Origin of the sequence: Anoxybacillus sp. PDR2 (assembly GCF_009834045.1) — a bacterium.
GTDB lineage: Bacteria > Bacillota > Bacilli > Bacillales > Anoxybacillaceae > Anoxybacteroides > Anoxybacteroides rupiense.
In genome coordinates this window covers 657,501-678,077 of the sequence record NZ_CP047158.1, presented here as the reverse complement: position 1 = coordinate 678,077, position 20,577 = coordinate 657,501, and the positions used below count along the sequence as shown (strand labels likewise).

General features: G+C 43.8%; 14 protein-coding genes, 24 tRNA genes and 2 rRNA genes (1 of these 40 cut by a window edge). 3 read left to right on the top strand and 37 right to left on the bottom strand.

The features are described from left to right. The first annotated feature begins 3 nt into the window (after positions 1-3). Positions 4-675, top strand: coding sequence for a response regulator (locus tag GRQ40_RS03275; protein WP_066147901.1), 672 nt, complete (start codon positions 4-6; stop codon positions 673-675). A gap of 652 nt (positions 676-1,327) precedes the next feature. Then, a complete protein-coding gene (locus tag GRQ40_RS03270; RefSeq protein ID WP_159719358.1) occupies positions 1,328-2,053 on the top strand; it encodes a hypothetical protein in 726 nt (241 codons plus the stop codon). Positions 2,054-2,101: 48 nt separating this feature from the next. Here the strand turns inward: GRQ40_RS03270 and GRQ40_RS03265 are convergent, their stop codons facing one another. From GRQ40_RS03265 to queG, 11 genes are all read right to left on the bottom strand, one after another. Next, complete coding sequence (locus GRQ40_RS03265; protein WP_159719357.1) at positions 2,102-3,325, bottom strand: sensor histidine kinase; 1,224 nt, start codon at positions 3,323-3,325, stop codon at positions 2,102-2,104. Between the two features lie 11 nt (positions 3,326-3,336). Then, positions 3,337-4,008: a response regulator transcription factor gene (locus GRQ40_RS03260; protein ID WP_066148364.1), complete on the bottom strand. Its 672-nt coding sequence runs from the start codon at positions 4,006-4,008 to the stop codon at positions 3,337-3,339. Positions 4,009-4,081: 73 nt separating this feature from the next. Beyond that, positions 4,082-5,251: an ABC transporter permease gene (locus GRQ40_RS03255; protein ID WP_231734612.1), complete on the bottom strand. Its 1,170-nt coding sequence runs from the start codon at positions 5,249-5,251 to the stop codon at positions 4,082-4,084. Beyond that, a complete protein-coding gene (locus tag GRQ40_RS03250; protein WP_066147892.1) occupies positions 5,229-5,939 on the bottom strand; it encodes an ABC transporter ATP-binding protein in 711 nt (236 codons plus the stop codon). The genes GRQ40_RS03255 and GRQ40_RS03250 overlap by 23 nt, the downstream gene beginning before the upstream one ends. Before the next feature lie 4 nt (positions 5,940-5,943). Continuing rightward, entirely contained in the window at positions 5,944-6,888 is a 945-nt protein-coding gene (locus GRQ40_RS03245) for an efflux RND transporter periplasmic adaptor subunit (protein WP_231734611.1), read from the bottom strand. A gap of 359 nt (positions 6,889-7,247) precedes the next feature. After that, positions 7,248-7,802, bottom strand: coding sequence for a signal peptidase I (lepB, locus tag GRQ40_RS03240; RefSeq protein ID WP_066147887.1), 555 nt, complete (start codon positions 7,800-7,802; stop codon positions 7,248-7,250). A 454-nt stretch (positions 7,803-8,256) separates the two neighbouring features. Next, on the bottom strand, positions 8,257-9,417 hold the full coding sequence (yhbH, locus tag GRQ40_RS03235) for a sporulation protein YhbH (protein WP_044745213.1): 1,161 nt from the start codon (positions 9,415-9,417) through the stop codon (positions 8,257-8,259). Positions 9,418-9,624: 207 nt separating this feature from the next. Next, positions 9,625-11,520 (bottom strand): PrkA family serine protein kinase, encoded by a 1,896-nt coding sequence (locus tag GRQ40_RS03230; RefSeq protein WP_159719356.1) that lies wholly within the window; start codon positions 11,518-11,520, stop codon positions 9,625-9,627. Positions 11,521-11,826: 306 nt separating this feature from the next. Next, positions 11,827-12,300: a tRNA (uridine(34)/cytosine(34)/5-carboxymethylaminomethyluridine(34)-2'-O)-methyltransferase TrmL gene (trmL, locus tag GRQ40_RS03225; RefSeq protein ID WP_159719355.1), complete on the bottom strand. Its 474-nt coding sequence runs from the start codon at positions 12,298-12,300 to the stop codon at positions 11,827-11,829. A 40-nt stretch (positions 12,301-12,340) separates the two neighbouring features. Further along, the gene (locus GRQ40_RS03220) at positions 12,341-13,204 is read right to left on the bottom strand and encodes an amidase domain-containing protein (protein WP_044745210.1); all 864 of its coding nucleotides are present in this window, start codon (positions 13,202-13,204) and stop codon (positions 12,341-12,343) included. 32 nt (positions 13,205-13,236) lie between these two features. Beyond that, positions 13,237-14,406, bottom strand: coding sequence for a tRNA epoxyqueuosine(34) reductase QueG (queG, locus tag GRQ40_RS03215; protein ID WP_066147752.1), 1,170 nt, complete (start codon positions 14,404-14,406; stop codon positions 13,237-13,239). Positions 14,407-14,474: 68 nt separating this feature from the next. On the opposite strand from queG, the gene GRQ40_RS03210 reads away from it, so the two are divergent. Next, positions 14,475-15,140, top strand: coding sequence for a B3/B4 domain-containing protein (locus tag GRQ40_RS03210; protein ID WP_066147749.1), 666 nt, complete (start codon positions 14,475-14,477; stop codon positions 15,138-15,140). A gap of 81 nt (positions 15,141-15,221) precedes the next feature. On the opposite strand, the gene GRQ40_RS03205 is transcribed toward GRQ40_RS03210, so the two are convergent. The 26 genes from GRQ40_RS03205 to GRQ40_RS03080 form a co-directional block, all read right to left on the bottom strand. Then, positions 15,222-15,295: transfer RNA gene (locus GRQ40_RS03205), tRNA-Gly, on the bottom strand. A 277-nt stretch (positions 15,296-15,572) separates the two neighbouring features. Then, positions 15,573-15,659: transfer RNA gene (locus GRQ40_RS03200), tRNA-Leu, on the bottom strand. Between the two features lie 95 nt (positions 15,660-15,754). Further along, positions 15,755-15,825 (bottom strand) — tRNA-Cys (locus GRQ40_RS03195). Between the two features lie 5 nt (positions 15,826-15,830). Further along, positions 15,831-15,902, bottom strand: a tRNA-Gly gene (locus GRQ40_RS03190). Between the two features lie 3 nt (positions 15,903-15,905). After that, positions 15,906-15,980: transfer RNA gene (locus tag GRQ40_RS03185), tRNA-Gln, on the bottom strand. Positions 15,981-16,001: 21 nt separating this feature from the next. Then, positions 16,002-16,074, bottom strand: a tRNA-His gene (locus tag GRQ40_RS03180). Positions 16,075-16,086: 12 nt separating this feature from the next. After that, positions 16,087-16,160, bottom strand: a tRNA-Trp gene (locus GRQ40_RS03175). 3 nt (positions 16,161-16,163) lie between these two features. Beyond that, positions 16,164-16,248, bottom strand: a tRNA-Tyr gene (locus GRQ40_RS03170). Between the two features lie 20 nt (positions 16,249-16,268). Then, positions 16,269-16,341: transfer RNA gene (locus tag GRQ40_RS03165), tRNA-Thr, on the bottom strand. Between the two features lie 265 nt (positions 16,342-16,606). Further along, a tRNA-Phe gene (locus GRQ40_RS03160) sits at positions 16,607-16,682 on the bottom strand. Positions 16,683-16,693: 11 nt separating this feature from the next. After that, positions 16,694-16,769 (bottom strand) — tRNA-Asp (locus tag GRQ40_RS03155). 8 nt (positions 16,770-16,777) lie between these two features. After that, positions 16,778-16,854 (bottom strand) — tRNA-Met (locus GRQ40_RS03150). A 25-nt stretch (positions 16,855-16,879) separates the two neighbouring features. Beyond that, positions 16,880-16,972: transfer RNA gene (locus GRQ40_RS03145), tRNA-Ser, on the bottom strand. A 14-nt stretch (positions 16,973-16,986) separates the two neighbouring features. After that, positions 16,987-17,063: transfer RNA gene (locus GRQ40_RS03140), tRNA-Ile, on the bottom strand. Between the two features lie 13 nt (positions 17,064-17,076). Then, positions 17,077-17,150, bottom strand: a tRNA-Met gene (locus GRQ40_RS03135). Positions 17,151-17,163: 13 nt separating this feature from the next. Further along, positions 17,164-17,239: transfer RNA gene (locus GRQ40_RS03130), tRNA-Ala, on the bottom strand. A gap of 11 nt (positions 17,240-17,250) precedes the next feature. Further along, a tRNA-Pro gene (locus tag GRQ40_RS03125) sits at positions 17,251-17,327 on the bottom strand. A gap of 2 nt (positions 17,328-17,329) precedes the next feature. Next, positions 17,330-17,406: transfer RNA gene (locus tag GRQ40_RS03120), tRNA-Arg, on the bottom strand. Between the two features lie 3 nt (positions 17,407-17,409). Then, a tRNA-Leu gene (locus GRQ40_RS03115) sits at positions 17,410-17,495 on the bottom strand. 5 nt (positions 17,496-17,500) lie between these two features. After that, a tRNA-Gly gene (locus tag GRQ40_RS03110) sits at positions 17,501-17,575 on the bottom strand. 22 nt (positions 17,576-17,597) lie between these two features. Next, a tRNA-Leu gene (locus tag GRQ40_RS03105) sits at positions 17,598-17,682 on the bottom strand. Between the two features lie 6 nt (positions 17,683-17,688). Further along, a tRNA-Lys gene (locus GRQ40_RS03100) sits at positions 17,689-17,761 on the bottom strand. Between the two features lie 19 nt (positions 17,762-17,780). Beyond that, positions 17,781-17,856 (bottom strand) — tRNA-Thr (locus tag GRQ40_RS03095). 29 nt (positions 17,857-17,885) lie between these two features. After that, positions 17,886-17,961 (bottom strand) — tRNA-Val (locus GRQ40_RS03090). Positions 17,962-17,971: 10 nt separating this feature from the next. Then, positions 17,972-18,088: ribosomal RNA gene (gene rrf, locus GRQ40_RS03085) — 5S ribosomal RNA — on the bottom strand. Positions 18,089-18,229: 141 nt separating this feature from the next. After that, positions 18,230-20,577 (bottom strand): 23S ribosomal RNA (locus GRQ40_RS03080) (it continues 581 nt past the right edge of the window).

The window sequence follows — 20,577 nt, the reverse complement described above, 5'->3', positions numbered from 1 at the left end:
AGAATGTACAAAGTGCTATTAATCGAAGATGACCCGATGGTGCAAGAAGTCAATCGACAATTTATTGAGCAAGTTCCGCACTTTAAAGTGATCGGTATATCCTCAAATGGAATCCAAGGAATCGAAATGGTGCGCCGTCTTCATCCTGATCTAGTCATCGTTGATATTTATATGCCGCACCAAGATGGACTGGAAACATTGCAGAAGATTCGAACAGAGGGGCACGCCGTTGATGTCATTGCCATTACCGCTGCCAGCGATATAGAGACGGTAAGACGTGTACTGCAAAACGGCGCATTTGATTATATTATGAAGCCATTCAAATTTGAACGATTAAAACAGGCATTAGAAAATTATCATACTTTCCGACAAAAGCTGACTATTAAAACCACATTAACACAGCAAGAATTGGACGGGCTTTTGCAAATGCCGCAGATCGAAAGAAACGGCGGACTTCCAAAAGGATTGAATGAGATTACACTTCAAAAAATCATCAATTACCTTCAGCAACAGGCAATCCCTGTTTCAGCAGAAGAGGTGGCTGAGGGAGTCGGAATTGCCCGCGTCACTGCCCGGCGTTATTTAGAATATCTAGAAAAGCAACAAAAAGTGCAAATCGATATTCAATATGGCGGAGTCGGCCGGCCTATTAACCGCTATATGTTAAAACATTAGCTTTTCTATATAAGTGATGAATGACTTTAGCAATTGGCCCCATTTGCGAATGATCGAGGCCCCGCGAAAAAAGGGAATAGACGGCCCATCCAAAAGCAGAATTCTATTTTCTTCGATGGTCGGAGACAAATCTACGACTTGCCTTTTCGTCACAAGAAGGTAAGATAAAGATCTGAAAGCAGCGCTGCTCGACCGCCCGCGCCCAGACCATCGCAAAACCGGCCAAATTCTATCATACAAATACAATCATGCCATGTAGCTTATGATTGTGATAAAATGATGAATAATCCATCCTTTTCACATGATTCATTCAAAATCAAGAATATCCATGCCCTGCTTGTGGGAGAACAAGCAACAAAGTAGTTTGATTCTAAATGATTTTCTATCCATTTTTCAGAAAGCGATTAGCGTTAAGGTAATAAGCGTCATTTGAACTTCTATTTTCATCCATTTTTTAGCTCCCCCTCCACCTACGCTTCGTTAAGAGATGAGGAGCTTCTCGATGGGTGATGTTAAAAGGTTATAGTAAAAAAATAGGCAGAAAGCCTCTATTTCGCATATTGCGGCACATTTTTAGTAAAATAATGGATAATTCGTACTCTTCATATGATATAATAATGATATTCTTCCATTTATTTAAGGAGGGCTTTTTATGAAATCACTATACAAAATATTGACACTGTTTGTAGCAGGAACTGTTCTTCTAGCTGGTTGTGGCACAAAGCAGGAAACTGAAAAAACGGCAACAACTCCAAACGCTAACACTGCCAGCACTCAAGACAACAGGAGTACAGACAACAGCAACAAAGACAGCAGCGTCAGCACGAATAATAACAATTCGACAGATCATCATAACATAGGCACTGACAGCCCGAATACGGACAATGCATCTCAAACAGAGGCCAAACCTCCCACTAAGAAAAAGCTATCTTATACTAAAGATGGAAAAACATATGAAGAAACAGGAAAATTAGAAACAAGTGAAAACCAATCCTTCTCTCTTTATGTTTTAGGGAACTGGAAGCTTGAAGCAGAAGAACCGAATTCTGATGTTCTCCTAAAAGATCGTTCATTTGTCAGAATCCGCCTAGTGCAGCCAGACGACAACGAAACGGACTATGCCAAAATGGTCGAAGATCAAGCCAAGGCAGTGACCTCCGACGCTGTCCAGCAAGAAACTAATAACCTGCAAGGAAGGCTTCATCAAGCGGTCTGGTACAAAGCTTATACAAACGATACGGCCGTAAATGTGCTTTGGATCAAAGGAAACGTTCCAATGATTGTTAATATCCAGACACCGCGTAACCAAGAAGTGTTGGAACCTATTTTTGCAATGCTAGAGACGATTCAAAAACTGGATACTTCCCAAACGAATTAATTCGCTTGATTTGGCAATGGGAAGGTGGGGGATTTCTCGGTGGATCTGTTAAATTTTTTGATTTTTAGGAAAGGTAATTTCTAAACAGGTCCCTTCACCTAGCTTACTTTTCACTTTCACCTTCCCATAATGCTGGTCGATAATCCATTTCGCAATGGAAAGCCCCAAACCTGCTCCATCTGATGCGGCGCGAGCTTTATCGCTTTGGTAGAAGCGATCAAAAATTTTCGGAATGTCCTCTTCTGCAATACCGATTCCATTATCCTGTACTTTTAGTATAATAGAAGATGCGCTTTGATGGCAGGAAAGATGGATTTTTCCGCCTTCCTTTGTATATTTCATGGCATTATCTAATAAAATCACAATCAGCTGATGAATCCTTTCTCTATCTCCCGCAAATAAAAGAGAAGGTTCACTATCTAGCGTCATTTCTTTTTGCTGATAGGAAGCAATTTCATCATAATGATTGACAATTTCCCGCAGCAACTCATCGATTCGAAATGGCTCCTTTTTCATCTCGATCTGATTTGAATCCGAACGGGCCAATGTTAATAAATTCGCTACCAGCTTAGAAAGACGTCTGCATTCTTTAGCAATGACGGAGATATCGACAATTTTTTCTTCGATGGTCGCCGAAGGAGAGCGAAACAATAAATCCGTTTTCGCCTGTATAACCGCTAAAGGTGTTCTAAGCTCATGAGAGGCATCGGAAACAAACTGCTGCTGCTTTTGCCAAGCGCTTTTAATGGGCACCAGCGCTCGTTCAGCAAGAAAATATCCCGCCGCCACCGAGCAAAGAAGAGCGACGCCGCCTCCTACTATCATCAGCAGCAACAGACGATTTAAAATTTCTTTTTCCGAATTGATATTCCGCAATATTTGCACAGTTATTTTACCAAACGCCGTATCTATAGAGACAGCCATTGTTCGAAAATATAAATGGTCAATTTGGATATCATATAGCTCATTTAACTGTTGGGGATAAATGGTGAGCTCGTTCTGTTGAAACAATGTTGTGTTCGCATTCGGATCAATGATTTTTCCTTGTTCGTTCCAAGCAATAATAAAAAGGCGAGGATCCCGCAGCGGAGCGATTCTTTCTCCCGCCTCCCCATATTGAACTCGCTCCATCGCACGAATAATGGTCTCATCCACATCTTTATATAAGCGCGTTTGCAAATACGAATATAAAAAAACACCAAGCATGCTAATAAGAATGAAAAAAACAAATGAGTTTAAAATCGTCAGTCGAATATGGGTACGTCGAAACATAGAGGTCTCTCCTATGATTCCGCAAGCATGTATCCCACGCCGCGAATCGTTTTAATATCTGTATGATAGCCAAACGGCTCCAGTTTTTTGCGCAAATGATGAATAAATACCTCGACAATCGCAATCGTCGTATCTGAATCAAATCCCCATACACGATCATAAATTTGTTCTTTCGTTAAAATCGTTCCTTTATTATTGATCAGATATTCCAGCAACTCATATTGCTTCGCAGTCAAGCGAATGAAATGATCATCGACTTTAATATCCTTTTCTTTTCCTAGCAATTCAATCCCGCGATAGCGAAGGGTTTGATTCGTCGTTAAGCTGCCGCTTCTCCTTAATAAAGCACGCAGGCGCGCCTTTAGCTCCGCAGCCTGAAACGGCTTTACCAAGTAATCATCCCCGCCAAAATCAAGTCCCTTTACCCGGTCCTCAAGCGAATCTTTTGCCGTTAAAAATAGAACTGGCGTTTGAATCTCTTCTGCTCTCATTTTCTGAACAATCGCAAAGCCGTCGATTTCAGGAAGCATCACATCCAATATGATTGCATCATAAATATTTTGCCGTGCCAAAAATAGCCCTTCCTCGCCGTTTGTCGCACTGTCTACTGTAAACTCATCATTTAAAATTTGAATAATCGATTGCAATAAATCCACATTGTCTTCTACGATTAATAGCCGCACCCAGTTCCCCTCCTTCTTTCCAATATACAACAAAACGAAGCGGTCGCAAAAGGCGATCGCTTCATTTCCAAAATCAATCATAACGGAGTGCTTGAATCGGATCGAGCTTTGCCGCTTTGCTAGCCGGAAAGACCCCAAAGACAATACCGACAATTAACGAGAACAAGAATGCAATGAGCACGACAGACACAGAATAAGACACAGATAACTTCAGCGTCACAGAGAGTATTTGGCCAATTCCTAAACCAAGTCCAATGCCGATTATCCCTCCAAAAGCACTTAACACAGCGGCCTCAATTAAAAATTGCAGTAAAATATCTCTTCGTTTGGCACCAATGGCTTTACGAATTCCAATCTCTTTCGTTCGTTCTGAAACGGATACGAGCATAATATTCATAATCCCGATTCCGCCGACTAAAAGTGAAATACCTGCAATTCCTCCAAGCATCATGGTCATCGTATTTGTCACCGAACTCATTGTATCCATTAAATCTTGCTGATTAAAAACACTATAGCTATCTTGATGGTCTGGGAACATGCGCATCAAAGTTCGTTCGATTTCTGCCATTATCCAGTTTAATTGTTCAGCACTTTTTGCTTGAATATACATGGTTTGTACATTGGTATTCTTCGTGATACGCTGTGCCGTTGAAAGCGGCAGCAAAATAACATCATCGCCGCTTTGTCCCATGGAACCTCCTTTGGATGCAAGCACCCCTACTACTTTAAAAGATATTCCATCCACCTGAATATATTTTCCGACCGGATTTTCCATTCCAAACAGCGTTTGCGCAGTATTAGCTCCTAAAACAGCTATTTTTTGGCGATATTCTACATCGATATCTGACAAAAAGCGCCCTTGGCTAACTTGAGCCTCTCGCACAGTCTGGTAGGAAGCAGTCGTCCCGATCAACGATACTTGCGTAGCGGTCGTGCCATTTTTAACACTTACACGCCCTGATACAACTGGAGCGATCTCCTTCACCCCGTCCAGTTTACGAAATTTTTCGGTATCTTCTACCGTCAGTTTTACAATATCTGAATTCATCACATTGACCGTTAATAAATTGGTTCCTAATTGATTAATTTGCTCTGCTACAGCTTTACTTGATCCTTGGCCAATCGAAATTAAAACAATGACAGAAGACACGCCAATAATAATTCCAAGCATTGTTAAAAAAGAACGTAGCTTATTGCCGCGAATGCTGCGCATCGCCATTTTAATCGACTGAAGAAGCCTCAATGAAATCACCTCTGCTTTCAAATAAACGACCATCTTGAATACGTACGATGCGCTTCGCCTGTTTGGCCACTTCCCAATCATGGGTAATGATAATAATCGTATGCCCTTGTTCATTTAGTCCTTTCATAATGTTAATAATCTCTTGACTCGTTTTACTATCAAGTGCTCCCGTCGGCTCATCTGCCAGCAAAATAGGAGGATTGCCCACAAGCGCTCGCGCGATTGCCACACGCTGCTGTTGCCCGCCTGATAGTTGGCTTGGCAAATGATGAGCACGTTCTATTAATCCGACTTTTTTAAGGCATTCTTGCGCTATTTGCTGCCTTTCTTTTATTTTCATTCCTCTATACAATAGAGGGAGTTCGACATTTTCCAGCGCAGTTAGGCGCGGCAATAAGAAAAAATTTTGAAAAATAAAACCGATTTTCTCATTTCGAATGGCTGCTAGTTCATTGTCATTCAATCTGGCAATTTCTTTTCCATCAAGAAAATAGCTGCCAGCATCTGGTCGATCCAGGCATCCGATCATATTCATAAAAGTCGACTTTCCTGAACCAGAGGGTCCAACAATCGCCAGGAAATCGCCACTGTGAATCTGCAAAGAAATTCCTTGTAAGGCTTGGACCACCTCACCGCCTAGGCGGTATGTTTTCGTCATATTTTGTATTTCAATAATTGACTTGGCCATTTGCCTACTCCCCTCCTCGGTAGCTTCTGCCACCCATACCGCCTGCCCCATTCATTCGTGGCATACGGTTCATCATTCCGCCAAACTCCATTCTGTTATTCATATTTGAGCTTGTAACTGCCGTTCTCGGCAATTGAACAATCTCTCCCTCTTCTAATCCTTCAGTGATTTCTACGTAATCTTCATTATTGATCCCTGTTTTTATGATCTGTCGTCTAGTAGCTTCGCCATTTTCCGAAGAAGATGGGTCAGTGACAACAACAAACTTTTGTCCATTGATCGTATTAACAGCTTCAATCGGCACGTATAACACGTTATCCTTGCTTTCTACTAAAATACTTGCTTCTGCTGTCATGCCAACCTTCACATTGGTTGATTTATCAAGATGCACTGTCACATCAAATGTTGAAACACCATTAGAGACGGTTCCCTCATTTGCAATAGAGGTCACCTTGCCGCTGTATGTTGTATTGGGAAATGCATTGATTTTCACGCTTGCGGTCTGGCCTGCTTTTATTTTCGGAATATCTAATTCATCGATTTGTACCGTCACTTGTAAATCATCATAATTAGTAAGATGAGCAACAACTTGACCTATTGTTACTCGCTGTCCTGGCTCTACTGCTACTGATGTCACCGTTCCAGCTGCCGGCGCCGTAATTGGATCGCTGCCATCTGTAAAAGTTATCAGCTCTTGCCCTTCTGTCACTTTCTCGCCTTCAGAAACAAGGACTTCGTCTACTTCCTTGTTGGCTTTTGCTTTGAGATCTTCGCTTGTAACAGGCTGGATCGTTCCATTGCCACTTACCTTCACTTCCAACTTTCCTTTTTGCACAGAGGCTGTAGGTGTTTGCGCTACAACAGTATCTTTTTTGCCCATTGACCAAATCCAAACACCTCCGCCAATCACCACAATGGCAACAATGAATATAACTATCCATTTTTTCAATACAGACTCCTCCTTATTGAAACTATTTAAATTGGCTAGTCCTATTATGCAAATCATTTCTTAATTTTTTCTTAATAAAATGGCTTCCTTCTGAGGGAGGAGCTTGAATCTTTCACTTTCCTAGCGTTTCACTAACCCATTCTTTATGTCAGACTGATAAGACAGGAGCGCTTTATCTTACAGGATCCTATTTACACAAAAAAGCATTCGCGGCGATCGCCCGCGAATGCTTAAAACGAAAAACGATGGGAGGGTTATTTATAAAAGAAATGATCTTTAATGAACCGCCCCACTTCCACTCCGTTAAGAAGTGGGAGACTCCTCGATGGATTATGTTAAAAGGTATAAAAACAGTTGCTTTATTTCACTAATCCTGCCTCATCCACTGGCCATATCCGTAATACAGCCTTACCTACAATATCCTTCATTGGCACAAGTCCAAAATAACGGCTATCCTTGCTGACTAAACGGTTATCCCCTAACACAAAAACGTACCCTTTTGGAATGACTTTTTTATTTGTAATTTCCTGCAAAGTAAAATCTCCTGTCACAAGGCCTTCCGTCTCATTTTTCTCCTTCCATGTTTTTAAATATGGTTCATTATAGGCTTTACCATTAATGTATAAAGTATCATGCTTCATTTCAACGGTATCTCCGGGTAAGCCGATAATTCTTTTGATATACTTTTCTTTTGAATCAGGAGCATTGAATACAATGATATCAAAGTGCTTGTATCCCTCCCATTTGCTGAATTTGCTCACGATCAGGCGATTATCATTTTGCAGAGTCGGCAGCATGGACTCCCCTTTCACAATATAAGGAGCAAAAATTAGATTTCTAACTACGACTGCAATAATAACGGCAATTCCAACCGCCTTTCCCCATGATACGATCTCTTCTTTCCAATTTGACATGATCCATTCCCTCTCTTTCTTCTCTGCATTTATCCTTTTGTCGTTTCATTCCCCATATTGATCAATCTTTACAGGTCTGGCTTCTGCTGCGAATTCAGGCCACGCCATCTTCTTAAATAAACATCTATGTATGATCATCCTCACTATTCCAATTATTACTATATGAGTTTATCATATCATCGAGAGAGAGGAGCTAGCAACACCTCGATGGCCTGCTTCGTAAGAAAAGGGCAAAACATCCACCTACTGGCGAAGATCGTACAAGCCCCACTGAGGAGAGCTCGAACCAAGCCAAGTTTGGTCCTGCGCCGTCGCTGAATGAAGGAACCGCCGCAATACGGAGAGGAGCGATTCGAGCCGATGGCGCTTGAAGCTAGACAGCGCCTCACTTCTTTTAAAAAAGGCAAGATCATAAATTCTGATATGATAAAAAAACCCCTGCATCACGCAAGGGCTATACAAGTGTTTTATTTTCCTCTTTTCTAAAAAATGTGGTCATCGCGTGAAACACATCCGATTTTTGCTTGAGAATATAGTAACGAAATTTCTCATCTTTAATGTTTTTATAAGCAGACATGAGAGTCGAATGGCGATTGTACTGGTTCACCTCTCCATATCCAAACATATTGGACACCTTCATTAATTCATTCACAAGCTTTACACATCGGGCGTTATCGGAGGTGAGATTGTCTCCGTCTGAGAAATGAAACGGATAAATGTTATAGCGCGAAGGTGAATATTTAGTTTCCACCAATTCAAGCGCTTTTCTGTAGGCTGATGAACAAATGGTTCCTCCGCTCTCCCCTTTTGTGAAAAATTCCTCTTCTGTTACCACCTTCGCTTCTGTATGATGAGCGATAAAAGCAATTTCCACCGTTTCATATTTTGTACGCAAAAACCGTGTCATCCAGAAGAAAAAGCTGCGAGCCATATACTTTTCCCATAGACCCATAGAGCCACTCGTGTCCATCATCGCAAGAACAACCGCTTTCGAATCTGGCTTGACGACTTCATTCCATGTTTTAAATTTTAAATCTTCCGGATAAATCGGATAAAAGCTTGGATTTCCGCTCATCGCATTTCGCTTAAATGCGGACATCATCGTTCGTTTTTTATCAATATTTCCCATCAATCCGGTTCGGCGAATGTCGTTAAACTCAATGTGTTGAACAGTATTTTGATCTGCTTCCTTTCGTTTTAGATCCGGAAGCTCTAACTGGCTAAATAAAGCCTCTTGCAGCTCTAATAGTGAAACTTCGGCCTCATAGTAATCGTCTCCTGCTTGATCACCAGCTCCTTGCCCCTTACCTGGTCCTTTTTGTCCTTCTCCAGAACCATCACGAGCAACCACGTCACCTACTTGACTGTCCCCATCTCCTTGGCCGACATGTTTATTTTTATCGTAGTTATAACGAATTTTATACTCATCTAAAGAACGAATTGGAATTTTAATCACATCGCGACCATTTGACATAATGATGCTTTCTTCAGTAATTAAGTCAGCTAAGTTATTTTTTATCGCTTCTTTTACTTTTTCCTGATGCCTTTTTTGATCATCATGTCCTTTCCGATGGAGGGACCAGTCTTCTTTTGATACAATAAAATTTCCACTCATTGTTTCCCCTCCTAATCACATTTTTTACCCTTTCATCATATACTGGTGTTGGCGTCTACAAACATACAATAATGGCGGTTGTTTACTCTATCCTATGCAAAAACCAAAAATAATTGACAAATAATTAAGAAAATTAGTCCCCATTTCTCCGTAAGACAAGCCTAAAATCCCAATGGATGAAAAAAGCATGCCTGATGCTGAGGCATGCTAGCGATTCAATAAGCTTCCGACATAACGGAGCAAATCATTGGCAGACGTTGAATTATATCCATATTCATCGATAAGGCGGGCAACCACCTCGTTAATTCTTTTAAGTTGTTGCTCATCCGGCGTTTTTGTGGATGTTGTAATTTTTACGATGTCCTTCAAATCAGCGAATAATTTCTTTTGAATCGCTTCCCGCAATCGTTCATGGGAGTTGTAATCAAATCGTTGCCCTTTTCGCGCATATGCTGAAATACGAATTAAAATTTCTTCACGAAATGCTTTCTTTGCATTTTCCGAAATGCCAATTTGTTCCTCGATCGAACGCATGAGTTTTTCATCCGGATTCATTTCTTCTCCTGTTAACGGATCCCGCAATTTTGTTTTATTGCAATACGCTTCTACATTGTCTAGATAATTATCCATTAATGTTTTAGCGGATTCTTCGTACGAGTAGACAAATGCTTTTTGCACCTCTTGCTTTGCAATTTCATCATACTCTTTTCGCGCCAAGGAAATGAAATTTAAATATCGCTCGCGATCTTCTTTTGAAATAGATGGATGTTGGTTCAGCCCTTCTTTTAATGAACGAAGCACATCTAATGCATTAATGGATGGCACTTCCTTGCGAATAATGCATGAAGAAATGCGGTTAATCACATAACGCGGATCAATTCCGCTCATTCCTTCATCGGTATATTCCTTCTTCAATTCCTCTACATCGACTTCATTAAACCCTTCTACGGTTTCACCGTCATATAAACGCATTTTCTTCAGCAAATCAATATCTGGACGCTTTGGCTCCTTCAATCTCGTCAGAATCGTAAACATGGCTGCGACACGAAGTGTGTGCGGTGCAATATGCACATCTGCAACATCGCTTTCCCGAATCATTTTCTCATAAATTCGTTCTTCCTCAGACACCTTTAAATTATATGGAATCGGCATCACAATAATCCGTGAATGAAGCGCCTCATTCTTTTTGTTAGAGATAAAAGAGCGGTATTCCGTTTCGTTTGTGTGAGCGACAATTAATTCATCTGCGCTAATTAATGCGAATCTGCCAGCTTTGAAATTTCCTTCTTGTGTTAGTGAAAGCAAATGCCATAAAAATTTTTCATCACACTTTAACATTTCTTGAAATTCCATCATTCCGCGATTCGCTTTGTTCAATTCACCATCAAATCGATAGGCGCGAGGATCAGACTCTGAACCATACTGAGCAATCGTTGAAAAATCAATGCTTCCTGTTAAATCGGCAATATCTTGTGATTTAGGATCGGATGGACTAAATGTACCAATTCCGACGCGCTTATTTTCTGAAAAGAAAATTCTTTCGACCATTACATCTTCAATTCGACCGCCATATTCTTTTTCCACTCTCATCATGTTAAGTGGCGAAAGCTCTCCTTCAATCCGTATTCCATACTCTTTGTAAAAATCATCACGCAGGTGATGGGGGATAAGATGGAGCGGGTCCTCATGCATTGGGCAGCCTTTAATGGCGTATACAGCCCCTCGTTCTGTTAGTGAATAATCTTCCAATCCCCTCTTTAACATCGTAACAAGTGTTGACTTCCCTCCGCCGACCGGTCCCATCAATAACAAAATACGCTTCCGAACATCCAATCGTTTCGCGGCAGGGTGAAAATATTCTTCTACTAGGCGCTCAAGTGCTTCTTCTAAGCCAAACAACTGCCCACTAAAAAAATTGTATCGTTTTTTTCCATCTACTTCCTCCACCCCGGCATCTTTAATCATATTATAGACACGCGAATGAGCGGACTGGGCAACCCATGGCTTTTCCTTTAAAACCTGCAAATATTCGGCGAAGGTTCCTTCCCACTTTAATCGTTGCTCATCTTCCCTGTATCTTTCGATTTTTTTTAAAATATCCATAAAGAACCTCCTTAATACTTGATGACTAACAACGAGATTATTACAATGTATGCGAGGATGTCCTTGATCATTCACTATAAAACAAAAATTTACTTGTTCCTCTAAACAATACTTGTCCCATGGGCTATAATAGTAAGGAGAAGCGACTATTTATCACATAAGGAGGAAATTCACGATGAGAACATTACTCGTGCTCGGGGTCATCATTGCCTTTTTATCTGCCATTTTTACAGCTGGATATGACGACAAGCCAAGTGTAAAAAACTAAACAATAAAAAACGACCTCCTCATGAAGGTCGTTTTTTGTTAATATAAGCCTTTAAATCCTTGCTGCCTGAGGGCTTCATACACCAGAATGGCAGCCGTATTGGATAAGTTTAATGAACGAACTTTATCGTTCATCGGGATGCGCAAGCAACGATCCATATTGTTTTCAATCAATTCTTTTGGAAGACCGCTTGTTTCACGTCCAAATACAAAGAAATAGTCCTTTTCGCGATCGCTAAAATCAAAAGAATCGTAATGCTTTTGACCAAATTTTGTAATAAAATAAAACTCCCCATCTGGATACTGATCAAATAACTCTTGTAACGAGTCATAGTAAAAAATATTGACATACTCCCAATAATCCAATCCTGCCCGCTTTAACATTTTATCATCCGTAGAAAATCCTAACGGCCGGATCAAATGCAATACTGTGTCCGTTGCTGCGCATGTACGTGCAATATTTCCAGTATTCGCTGGAATTTCTGGTTGATACAATACTACATGTAAAGCCACGTTTACTCACCTCAGATTTGATCTTTCTCGTTTTATTATACTATCCCTTATCCTCAATATGAAAAAATTTATACTGAATACTTGGAGTGTAGGCACTCGAATCTTCATACGACCAATATCTCATCCGGCTATTCGTTGTATGAGCATTTACGAGCGGCATGCCTTTTTGGTCTTTCGCGACTACAATCGTCGAGTGGTCAAAACGTCCGTCTCCTTGAAAATCATAACAAATAATATCGCCAGGCAACAACTGCTCTGGAGAGGTAACCTCTACTGCGTTCCACCCGGTATGCGCTCCTCCCAAATACCACCGAAAGGCATGAGCGACGGTCCAGCTATAGCTCCAATTGTTATTTTGCATCCACCATCCCTTGCCGCGCTCCGGATAGCCAACCATCGGCATTCCTCCCGCGTACAAGCATTGAGAAACAAAATTTGTACAATCAACGGAAAATTTAGGGAAACGGGGATTATAGCTGTTCCACCATGTTTCTGCATATTGAACAGCCTTGATTCGATCATATACATAAGCCTTTTTTTCTCCTTTTGCCATTCGTTCAACTGTATGTTCAGGCTCTATTCTATCTAAAATCGTCAGCTTATGATCTTCCACTAATTGTTTTTGCTCAAAACAAGCGCGCCTTGGCTCTGTCATTTCCTCTATATACATCCATTCACGTTGCTTTACTAAAAATTGATAATGCACGATATAATCAAGATCGATCTTCTCCCTGAGCTTCTGTTTTCGCCAAACCGTTCCCTTTATGCTACATTTTACGATTTCCGCATCCCGTTTCTGGAATAATTGCAGTTTTCTTTCAATCATTGGATCGTCTTTGCATCTCGATAATGAAACAAAGGATTGTGCCCGTTTTCTAAGCAGCTCTTCTAACTCTTTTTTCACATTGCCCACCACTTTTTCTTTTTTATTTTACATTATGTGATGGTCGGCTGATTTTTTCCATCTTTCCTTCTATTCATCAACAACTGCAATCCTTTTTTTATTTCTCGCAATACTTCTTCATCTTTTTCAATTTGTAAGGCCTCTTCTAAAATGGGCATAACATTTTCATCACCAATTTTCCCTAATGCCCAAGCTGCTGTTCCCCGGATGACTGGCCGACTATCTTCCTTTAGCAATTTTAACAAATCAGGAATGGCTGTCCGATCTTGAAAATGAGCTAATGCCAAAATAGCATTTCTTTGAATCGGCTTTTTCCCCCTCCATGCACCCGAAAGAGTCCCAAACTTTTCTCTAAACTCTCGATTCGTCATATGGAGAAGTGGCTTAAGTAATGGCTTCACCACCTCTGGATCCGGTTCCATTTCTTCGTGAAAATGAAAGTCCTTTCCTTTGTTTTCTGGGCACACTGTTTGGCAAGTATCACATCCGTATAAACGGTTGCCAATTTTTTCACGAAATTCATCTGCGATAAAACCTTTTGTCTGCGTTAAAAAAGCAATGCACCGTTGAGCGTTGAGCTGTCCCCCTTGGACAAGCGCTCCTGTCGGGCAAGCATCGAGGCATTTTGTACATGAACCACACCGATTTTCTATAGGATTATCTGGAGGAAACGGTATATTCGTGATCATTTCTCCCAAATACACATATGATCCAAACTCTGGAGTAATAATCGCACAGTTTTTGCCGCTCCAACCGATCCCGGCTCTCTCAGCCACAGCCCGATCCGCTAATTCTCCCGTATCTACCATTGATTTAACCTTTGCATTTGGCACTCTTTCTAAAATAAACTCCTTTAGCTTTAACAGACGCTCTTGCAAAATAATATGATAATCCGTTCCCCACGACGCCCTGCAAAAAATTCCGCGTTTTTCCTCTTTTGTGCTTCGAGGCGCATTTTTCATTTTCGAAGGATAAGCAAGCGCGATAGAAATAATGGATTTCGCTTCATCCAACAGCAGAGCGGGATCGGTTCTTTTTTCAATATCCGGCTCCTCAAATCCTGATTGATATCCAAGCTGTTGCTGAAGACGAAGGCGTTCCTTTAGTTCCACAAACGGATCAGCACTTGCAAAGCCAATTTTATCAATTCCGATGGTTTGGCTGTATTGAATAATATCTTCTTTCAATTTTTTCACATCCATGCTAATCCCTCCTTTCGCTAAAATATTAAATTCATGGTAAAATGAAATTAAAAACTAGAGGTGAACATATGAACATCAATATATCACAAACACTCAAGCATATCATTCCAACATTCAAAGTAGGAGTCATCACTTACAACAATATCGTAGTAGACGATTCTCCGCAAATGTTGAAGGGAAGATTGCAGCTTTTTCAAGAATCCATTTATTTTGAATGGCACGAGAAGCCTATTATTGAAATGAAAGAAATCAATGAATGGCGGCAAATTTTTAAAGCCATTGGAACTGATCCAAGTCGATATCGTCCTTCTTCAGAAAGCTTATATCGGCGTATACAAAAACAGCAATTTATTCCTTCCATTCACTCAGCTGCCGACATCAATAACTTCTTTTCCCTTTATTATAAAATACCGATCGGAATTTATGACGCCGACCAAATAAAGGGAGATATTTCGATTGAAGTCGGTACAGAGGAAGATCAATATCAGGCGATCAATGGCCGCCATGTTCAATTAGCTAAAAAACTGATTGCCAAAGATGAGCTTGGTCCATTTGGAAGCCCTATTGTAGATTCTGAACGCACGGCCGTTACATACAGTACCAAACAAGCCATACAAATCGTATACTTATCTCCAGCAATGGAGCAAACCGAGTGTGCAAAAATGATTAGCTCCATTCAAAGCATGTTCACACAGATTCATGGAGGAGAATCGACAATGAAAATCATACAATAAACGTGCATGTAAAAACAAAAAACGCAATGCCCCGTTCTCCTAAGAAACGAAACACTGCGTTGTCCCCTATGTATGTATAAATGGAGCGGGTGATGGGAATCGAACCCACGACATCAGCTTGGAAGGCTGAGGTTTTACCACTAAACTACACCCGCATAATTATCAAATTTTTCATTACAAATTTCTAGTGTCCCGATATGCCATGCCTCTTCCTCTACCAGTTCATTCTAAGATGCTTTGTGCGTCGAGGCAACTCGTCGTCTATACAATGATGTATCGCTCGCGGCTGAGGTTTTACCATTAAACTACACCCGTGCATATACTATAATAGCAACCACAGCTAAACAAAATTGTAATTTTTTGAAGCAAAAAAAGTAAAATTTTGTCGAAGCAAATTTAAAATAAAAAACAGGTCATCCCTGTTAAAATAAATGGTGCCGATGGTGGGAGTCGAACCCACACTCCCTCACGGGAACACGATTTTGAGTCGTGCGCGTCTGCCAATTCCGCCACATCGGCAAATCACAAACATCAGAACATGATATATTATACCACAAAACAAACTATTAGTCAACTAATTAAACAACAACAATTATATTCATTACATTTGATAAAGGCGGCACCCGGATTCGAACCGGGGGTAAAGGTTTTGCAGACCTCTGCCTTACCACTTGGCTATGCCGCCATCAAAGCGGAAGACGGGACTCGAACCCGCGACCCCCACCTTGGCAAGGTGGTGTTCTACCACTGAACTACTTCCGCATTTGGCTGGGGTAGCTGGATTCGAACCAACGCATCACGGAGTCAAAGTCCGTTGCCTTACCGCTTGGCTATACCCCAATCCTCTTCATATTCAAAAGGGGCGACTAGTGGGAATCGAACCCACGAATGCCAGAGCCACAATCTGGTGCGTTAACCACTTCGCCATAGCCGCCATGCTGTAAAATGGCAGGGGCAGTAGGAATCGAACCCACACCGGAGGTTTTGGAGACCTCTGTTCTACCATTAAACTATGCCCCTAACTGGTGGAGGGGGACGGATTCGAACCGCCGAACCCACAGGGAGCGGATTTACAGTCCGCCGCGTTTGGCCACTTCGCTACCCCTCCATTACTCAAAAAAGTTAAAATGCCGACTGCAGGACTTGAACCCGCAACCTACTGATTACGATTCAGTTGCTCTACCAATTGAGCTAAGTCGGCTTCATCCATAGAACTAACCATAAAAGCATATGTGTCCTGTGCCTCTTCCTCTTCAAGATATTTCAAGATGTCCAATGCGTCGAGGCAACTCGCAGTCATTTCACCGATGCTTCGCTCGTCTCTACCAATTGAGGTAGGCCGGCTTATTTCTATGAAAAATCAGCCATGACATAAGCTTTTTTGCGCTATTCTTCTAAATTATTCACCAAAGACAGCACTTTTCTCAGCAACTCATTCGCTTTATTTACAAACATTCACACAAAAATGGTGGCTCGGGACGGAATCGAACCGCCGACACAAGGATTTTCAGTCCTTTGCTCTACCGACTGAGCTACCGAGCCATACGCATTTATGGCGGTCCCGACGGGACTCGAACCCGCGATCTCCTGCGTGACAGGCAGGCATGTTAACCACTACACTACGGGACCATTTTGTTTGGTTGCGGGGGCAGGATTTGAACCTGCGACCTTCGGGTTATGAGCCCGACGAGCTACCTGGCTGCTCCACCCCGCGATGATCATTAGCTTATTAATATTGATGGCGGAGGAGGAGGGATTCGAACCCCCGCGCGCCTCTCGACGCCTCTCGGTTTTCAAGACCGACCCCTTCAGCCAGACTTGGGTACTCCTCCAAACAATTTCAAAATGGTGGACCTTGTAGGACTCGAACCTACGACCGGACGGTTATGAGCCGTCTGCTCTAACCAGCTGAGCTAAAGGTCCAAAATTCATAATATGGCGGTGGAGGGGATCGAACCCCCGACCTCACGGGTATGAACCGTACGCTCTAGCCAGCTGAGCTACACCGCCATACGTTAAATCATGGTGGAGCCTATCGGGATCGAACCGATGACCTCCTGCGTGCAAAGCAGGCGCTCTCCCAGCTGAGCTAAGGCCCCTTCGTTCCAAATGGTCGGGAAGACAGGATTCGAACCTGCGACCCCATGGTCCCAAACCATGTGCTCTACCAAGCTGAGCTACTTCCCGTATGGCGCGCTCGAGAGGATTCGAACCCCTAACCTTCTGATCCGTAGTCAGATGCTCTATCCAATTGAGCTACGAGCGCAGATGCCGAGGGCCGGACTCGAACCGGCACGGTAGTCACCTACCGCAGGATTTTAAGTCCTGTGCGTCTGCCAATTCCGCCACCCCGGCGTGGCTGGAGCGGAAGACGGGACTCGAACCCGCGACCCCCACCTTGGCAAGGTGGTGTTCTACCACTGAACTACTTCCGCATTGGCTCCTTATTCTTTATCATGGTGCGGGTGGAGGGACTTGAACCCCCACGCCGTGAGGCGCCAGATCCTAAGTCTGGTGCGTCTGCCAATTCCGCCACACCCGCAAAAAGTGAGCCATGGAGGACTCGAACCTCCGACCCTCTGATTAAAAGTCAGATGCTCTACCTGCTGAGCTAATGGCTCCTGCTCCTATATTCTGTTATGGTGCCGGCTGCAGGACTTGAACCCGCAACCTACTGATTACAAGTCAGTTGCTCTACCAATTGAGCTAAGCCGGCGTCATCTATACTAGTTTTCATTGAAATAATGGTGGAGGATGACGGGATCGAACCGCCGACCCCTTGCTTGTAAGGCAAGTGCTCTCCCAGCTGAGCTAATCCTCCGATATGTAGCGCCTAGCAACGTCCTACTCTTGCAGGGGCGTTAGCCCCAACTACCATCGGCGCTGGAGAGCTTAACTTCCGTGTTCGGGATGGGAACGGGTGTGACCTCTCCGCCATCGTCACTAGGCTTGTTATTTCAAACAGACAAGTATTATTATAACGAGCATTTCGCCCATGTCAAGAACTTTTTAGTTCTTTCAAAACTAGATAACAGATCAGGGAAGAAAGGAGGCAGTGCTTTTCTTGGTGTCTAGCTCCCCTTTTCGTATTGGTTAAGTCCTCGATCGATTAGTATCCGTCAGCTGCACGTGTCGCCACGCTTCCACCTCGGACCTATCTACCTCGTCATCTTCGAGGGATCTTACTTGCTTATGCAATGGGAAATCTCATCTTGAGGGGGGCTTCACGCTTAGATGCTTTCAGCGCTTATCCCTTCCGCACATAGCTACCCAGCGGTGCCCTTGGCAGGACAACTGGTACACCAGCGGTGCGTCCATCCCGGTCCTCTCGTACTAAGGACAGCTCCTCTCAAATTTCCTGCGCCCGCGACGGATAGGGACCGAACTGTCTCACGACGTTCTGAACCCAGCTCGCGTACCGCTTTAATGGGCGAACAGCCCAACCCTTGGGACCGACTACAGCCCCAGGATGCGATGAGCCGACATCGAGGTGCCAAACCTCCCCGTCGATGTGGACTCTTGGGGGAGATAAGCCTGTTATCCCCGGGGTAGCTTTTATCCGTTGAGCGATGGCCCTTCCATGCGGAACCACCGGATCACTAAGCCCGACTTTCGTCCCTGCTCGACTTGTAGGTCTCGCAGTCAAGCTCCCTTCTGCCTTTACACTCTTCGAATGATTTCCAACCATTCTGAGGGAACCTTTGGGCGCCTCCGTTACTCTTTGGGAGGCGACCGCCCCAGTCAAACTGCCCACCTGACACGGTCTCCCACCCCGATCAGGGGTGCGGGTTAGAACTTCAGTACGACAAGGGTGGTATCCCAAGGGCGACTCCGCCAAGACTGGCGTCCTGGCTTCTCGGTCTCCCACCTATCCTGTACATGACGTACCAAAATTCAATATCAGGCTGCAGTAAAGCTCCACGGGGTCTTTCCGTCCTGTCGCGGGTAACCTGCATCTTCACAGGTACTATAATTTCACCGGGTCTCTCGTTGAGACAGTGCCCAAGTCGTTACACCTTTCGTGCGGGTCGGAACTTACCCGACAAGGAATTTCGCTACCTTAGGACCGTTATAGTTACGGCCGCCGTTTACTGGGGCTTCGGTTCGCACCTTCGCTTTGAGCTAAGCGCTCCCCTTAACCTTCCAGCACCGGGCAGGTGTCAGCCCCTATACTTCGCCTTTCGGCTTCGCAGAGACCTGTGTTTTTGTTAAACAGTCGCTTGGGCCTTTTCACTGCGGCTCTCTCGGGCTCAACACCCAAGAGAGCACCCCTTCTCCCGAAGTTACGGGGTCATTTTGCCGAGTTCCTTAACGAGAGTTCTCCCGCGCACCTTAGGATTCTCTCCTCGCCTACCTGTGTCGGTTTGCGGTACGGGCACCTCTCACCTCGCTAGAGGCTTTTCTTGGCAGTGGAGGATCAGGGACTTCGGTACTTTGATTCCCTCGCCATCACGGCTCAGCCTTGACGCCAGACGGATTTGCCTATCTGGCAGCCTAACCGCTTGGACAGGCTATTCCAGCAGCCTGCTCACCCTACCTTCCTGCGTCCCCCCATTGCTCAAACGGTGAGGAGGTGGTACAGGAATCTCTACCTGTTGTCCATCGCCTACGCCTTTCGGCCTCGGCTTAGGTCCCGACTAACCCTGAGCGGACGAGCCTTCCTCAGGAAACCTTAGGCTTTCGGTGCAGAGGATTCTCACCTCTGTTTTCGCTACTCATACCGGCATTCTCACTTCTAAGCGCTCCACCCGTCCTTCCGGTCGGGCTTCGACGCCCTTAGAACGCTCCCCTACCGATGACGTCAGTCATCCCACAGCTTCGGTGATACGTTTAGCCCCGGTACATTTTCGGCGCAGAGTCACTCGACCAGTGAGCTATTACGCACTCTTTAAATGGTGGCTGCTTCTAAGCCAACATCCTGGTTGTCTAAGCAACTCCACATCCTTTTCCACTTAACGTATACTTTGGGACCTTAGCTGGTGATCTGGGCTGTTTCCCTTTTGACCACGGATCTTATCACTCGTAGTCTGACTCCCAAGGATAAGTCATTGGCATTCGGAGTTTGACTGAGTTCGGTAACCCGATGAGGGCCCCTAGCCCAATCAGTGCTCTACCTCCAAGACTCTTCCCTTGAGGCTAGCCCTAAAGCTATTTCGGGGAGAACCAGCTATCTCCAAGTTCGATTGGCATTTCACCCCTACCCACACCTCATCCCCGCACTTTTCAACGTGCGTGGGTTCGGGCCTCCAGTAGGTGTTACCCTACCTTCACCCTGGACATGGGTAGATCACCTGGTTTCGGGTCTACGACGACGTACTATGGCGCCCTATTCAGACTCGCTTTCGCTGCGGCTCCGTCTCTTCGACTTAACCTTGCACGTCATCGTAACTCGCCGGTTCATTCTACAAAAGGCACGCCATCACCCATGAATGGGCTC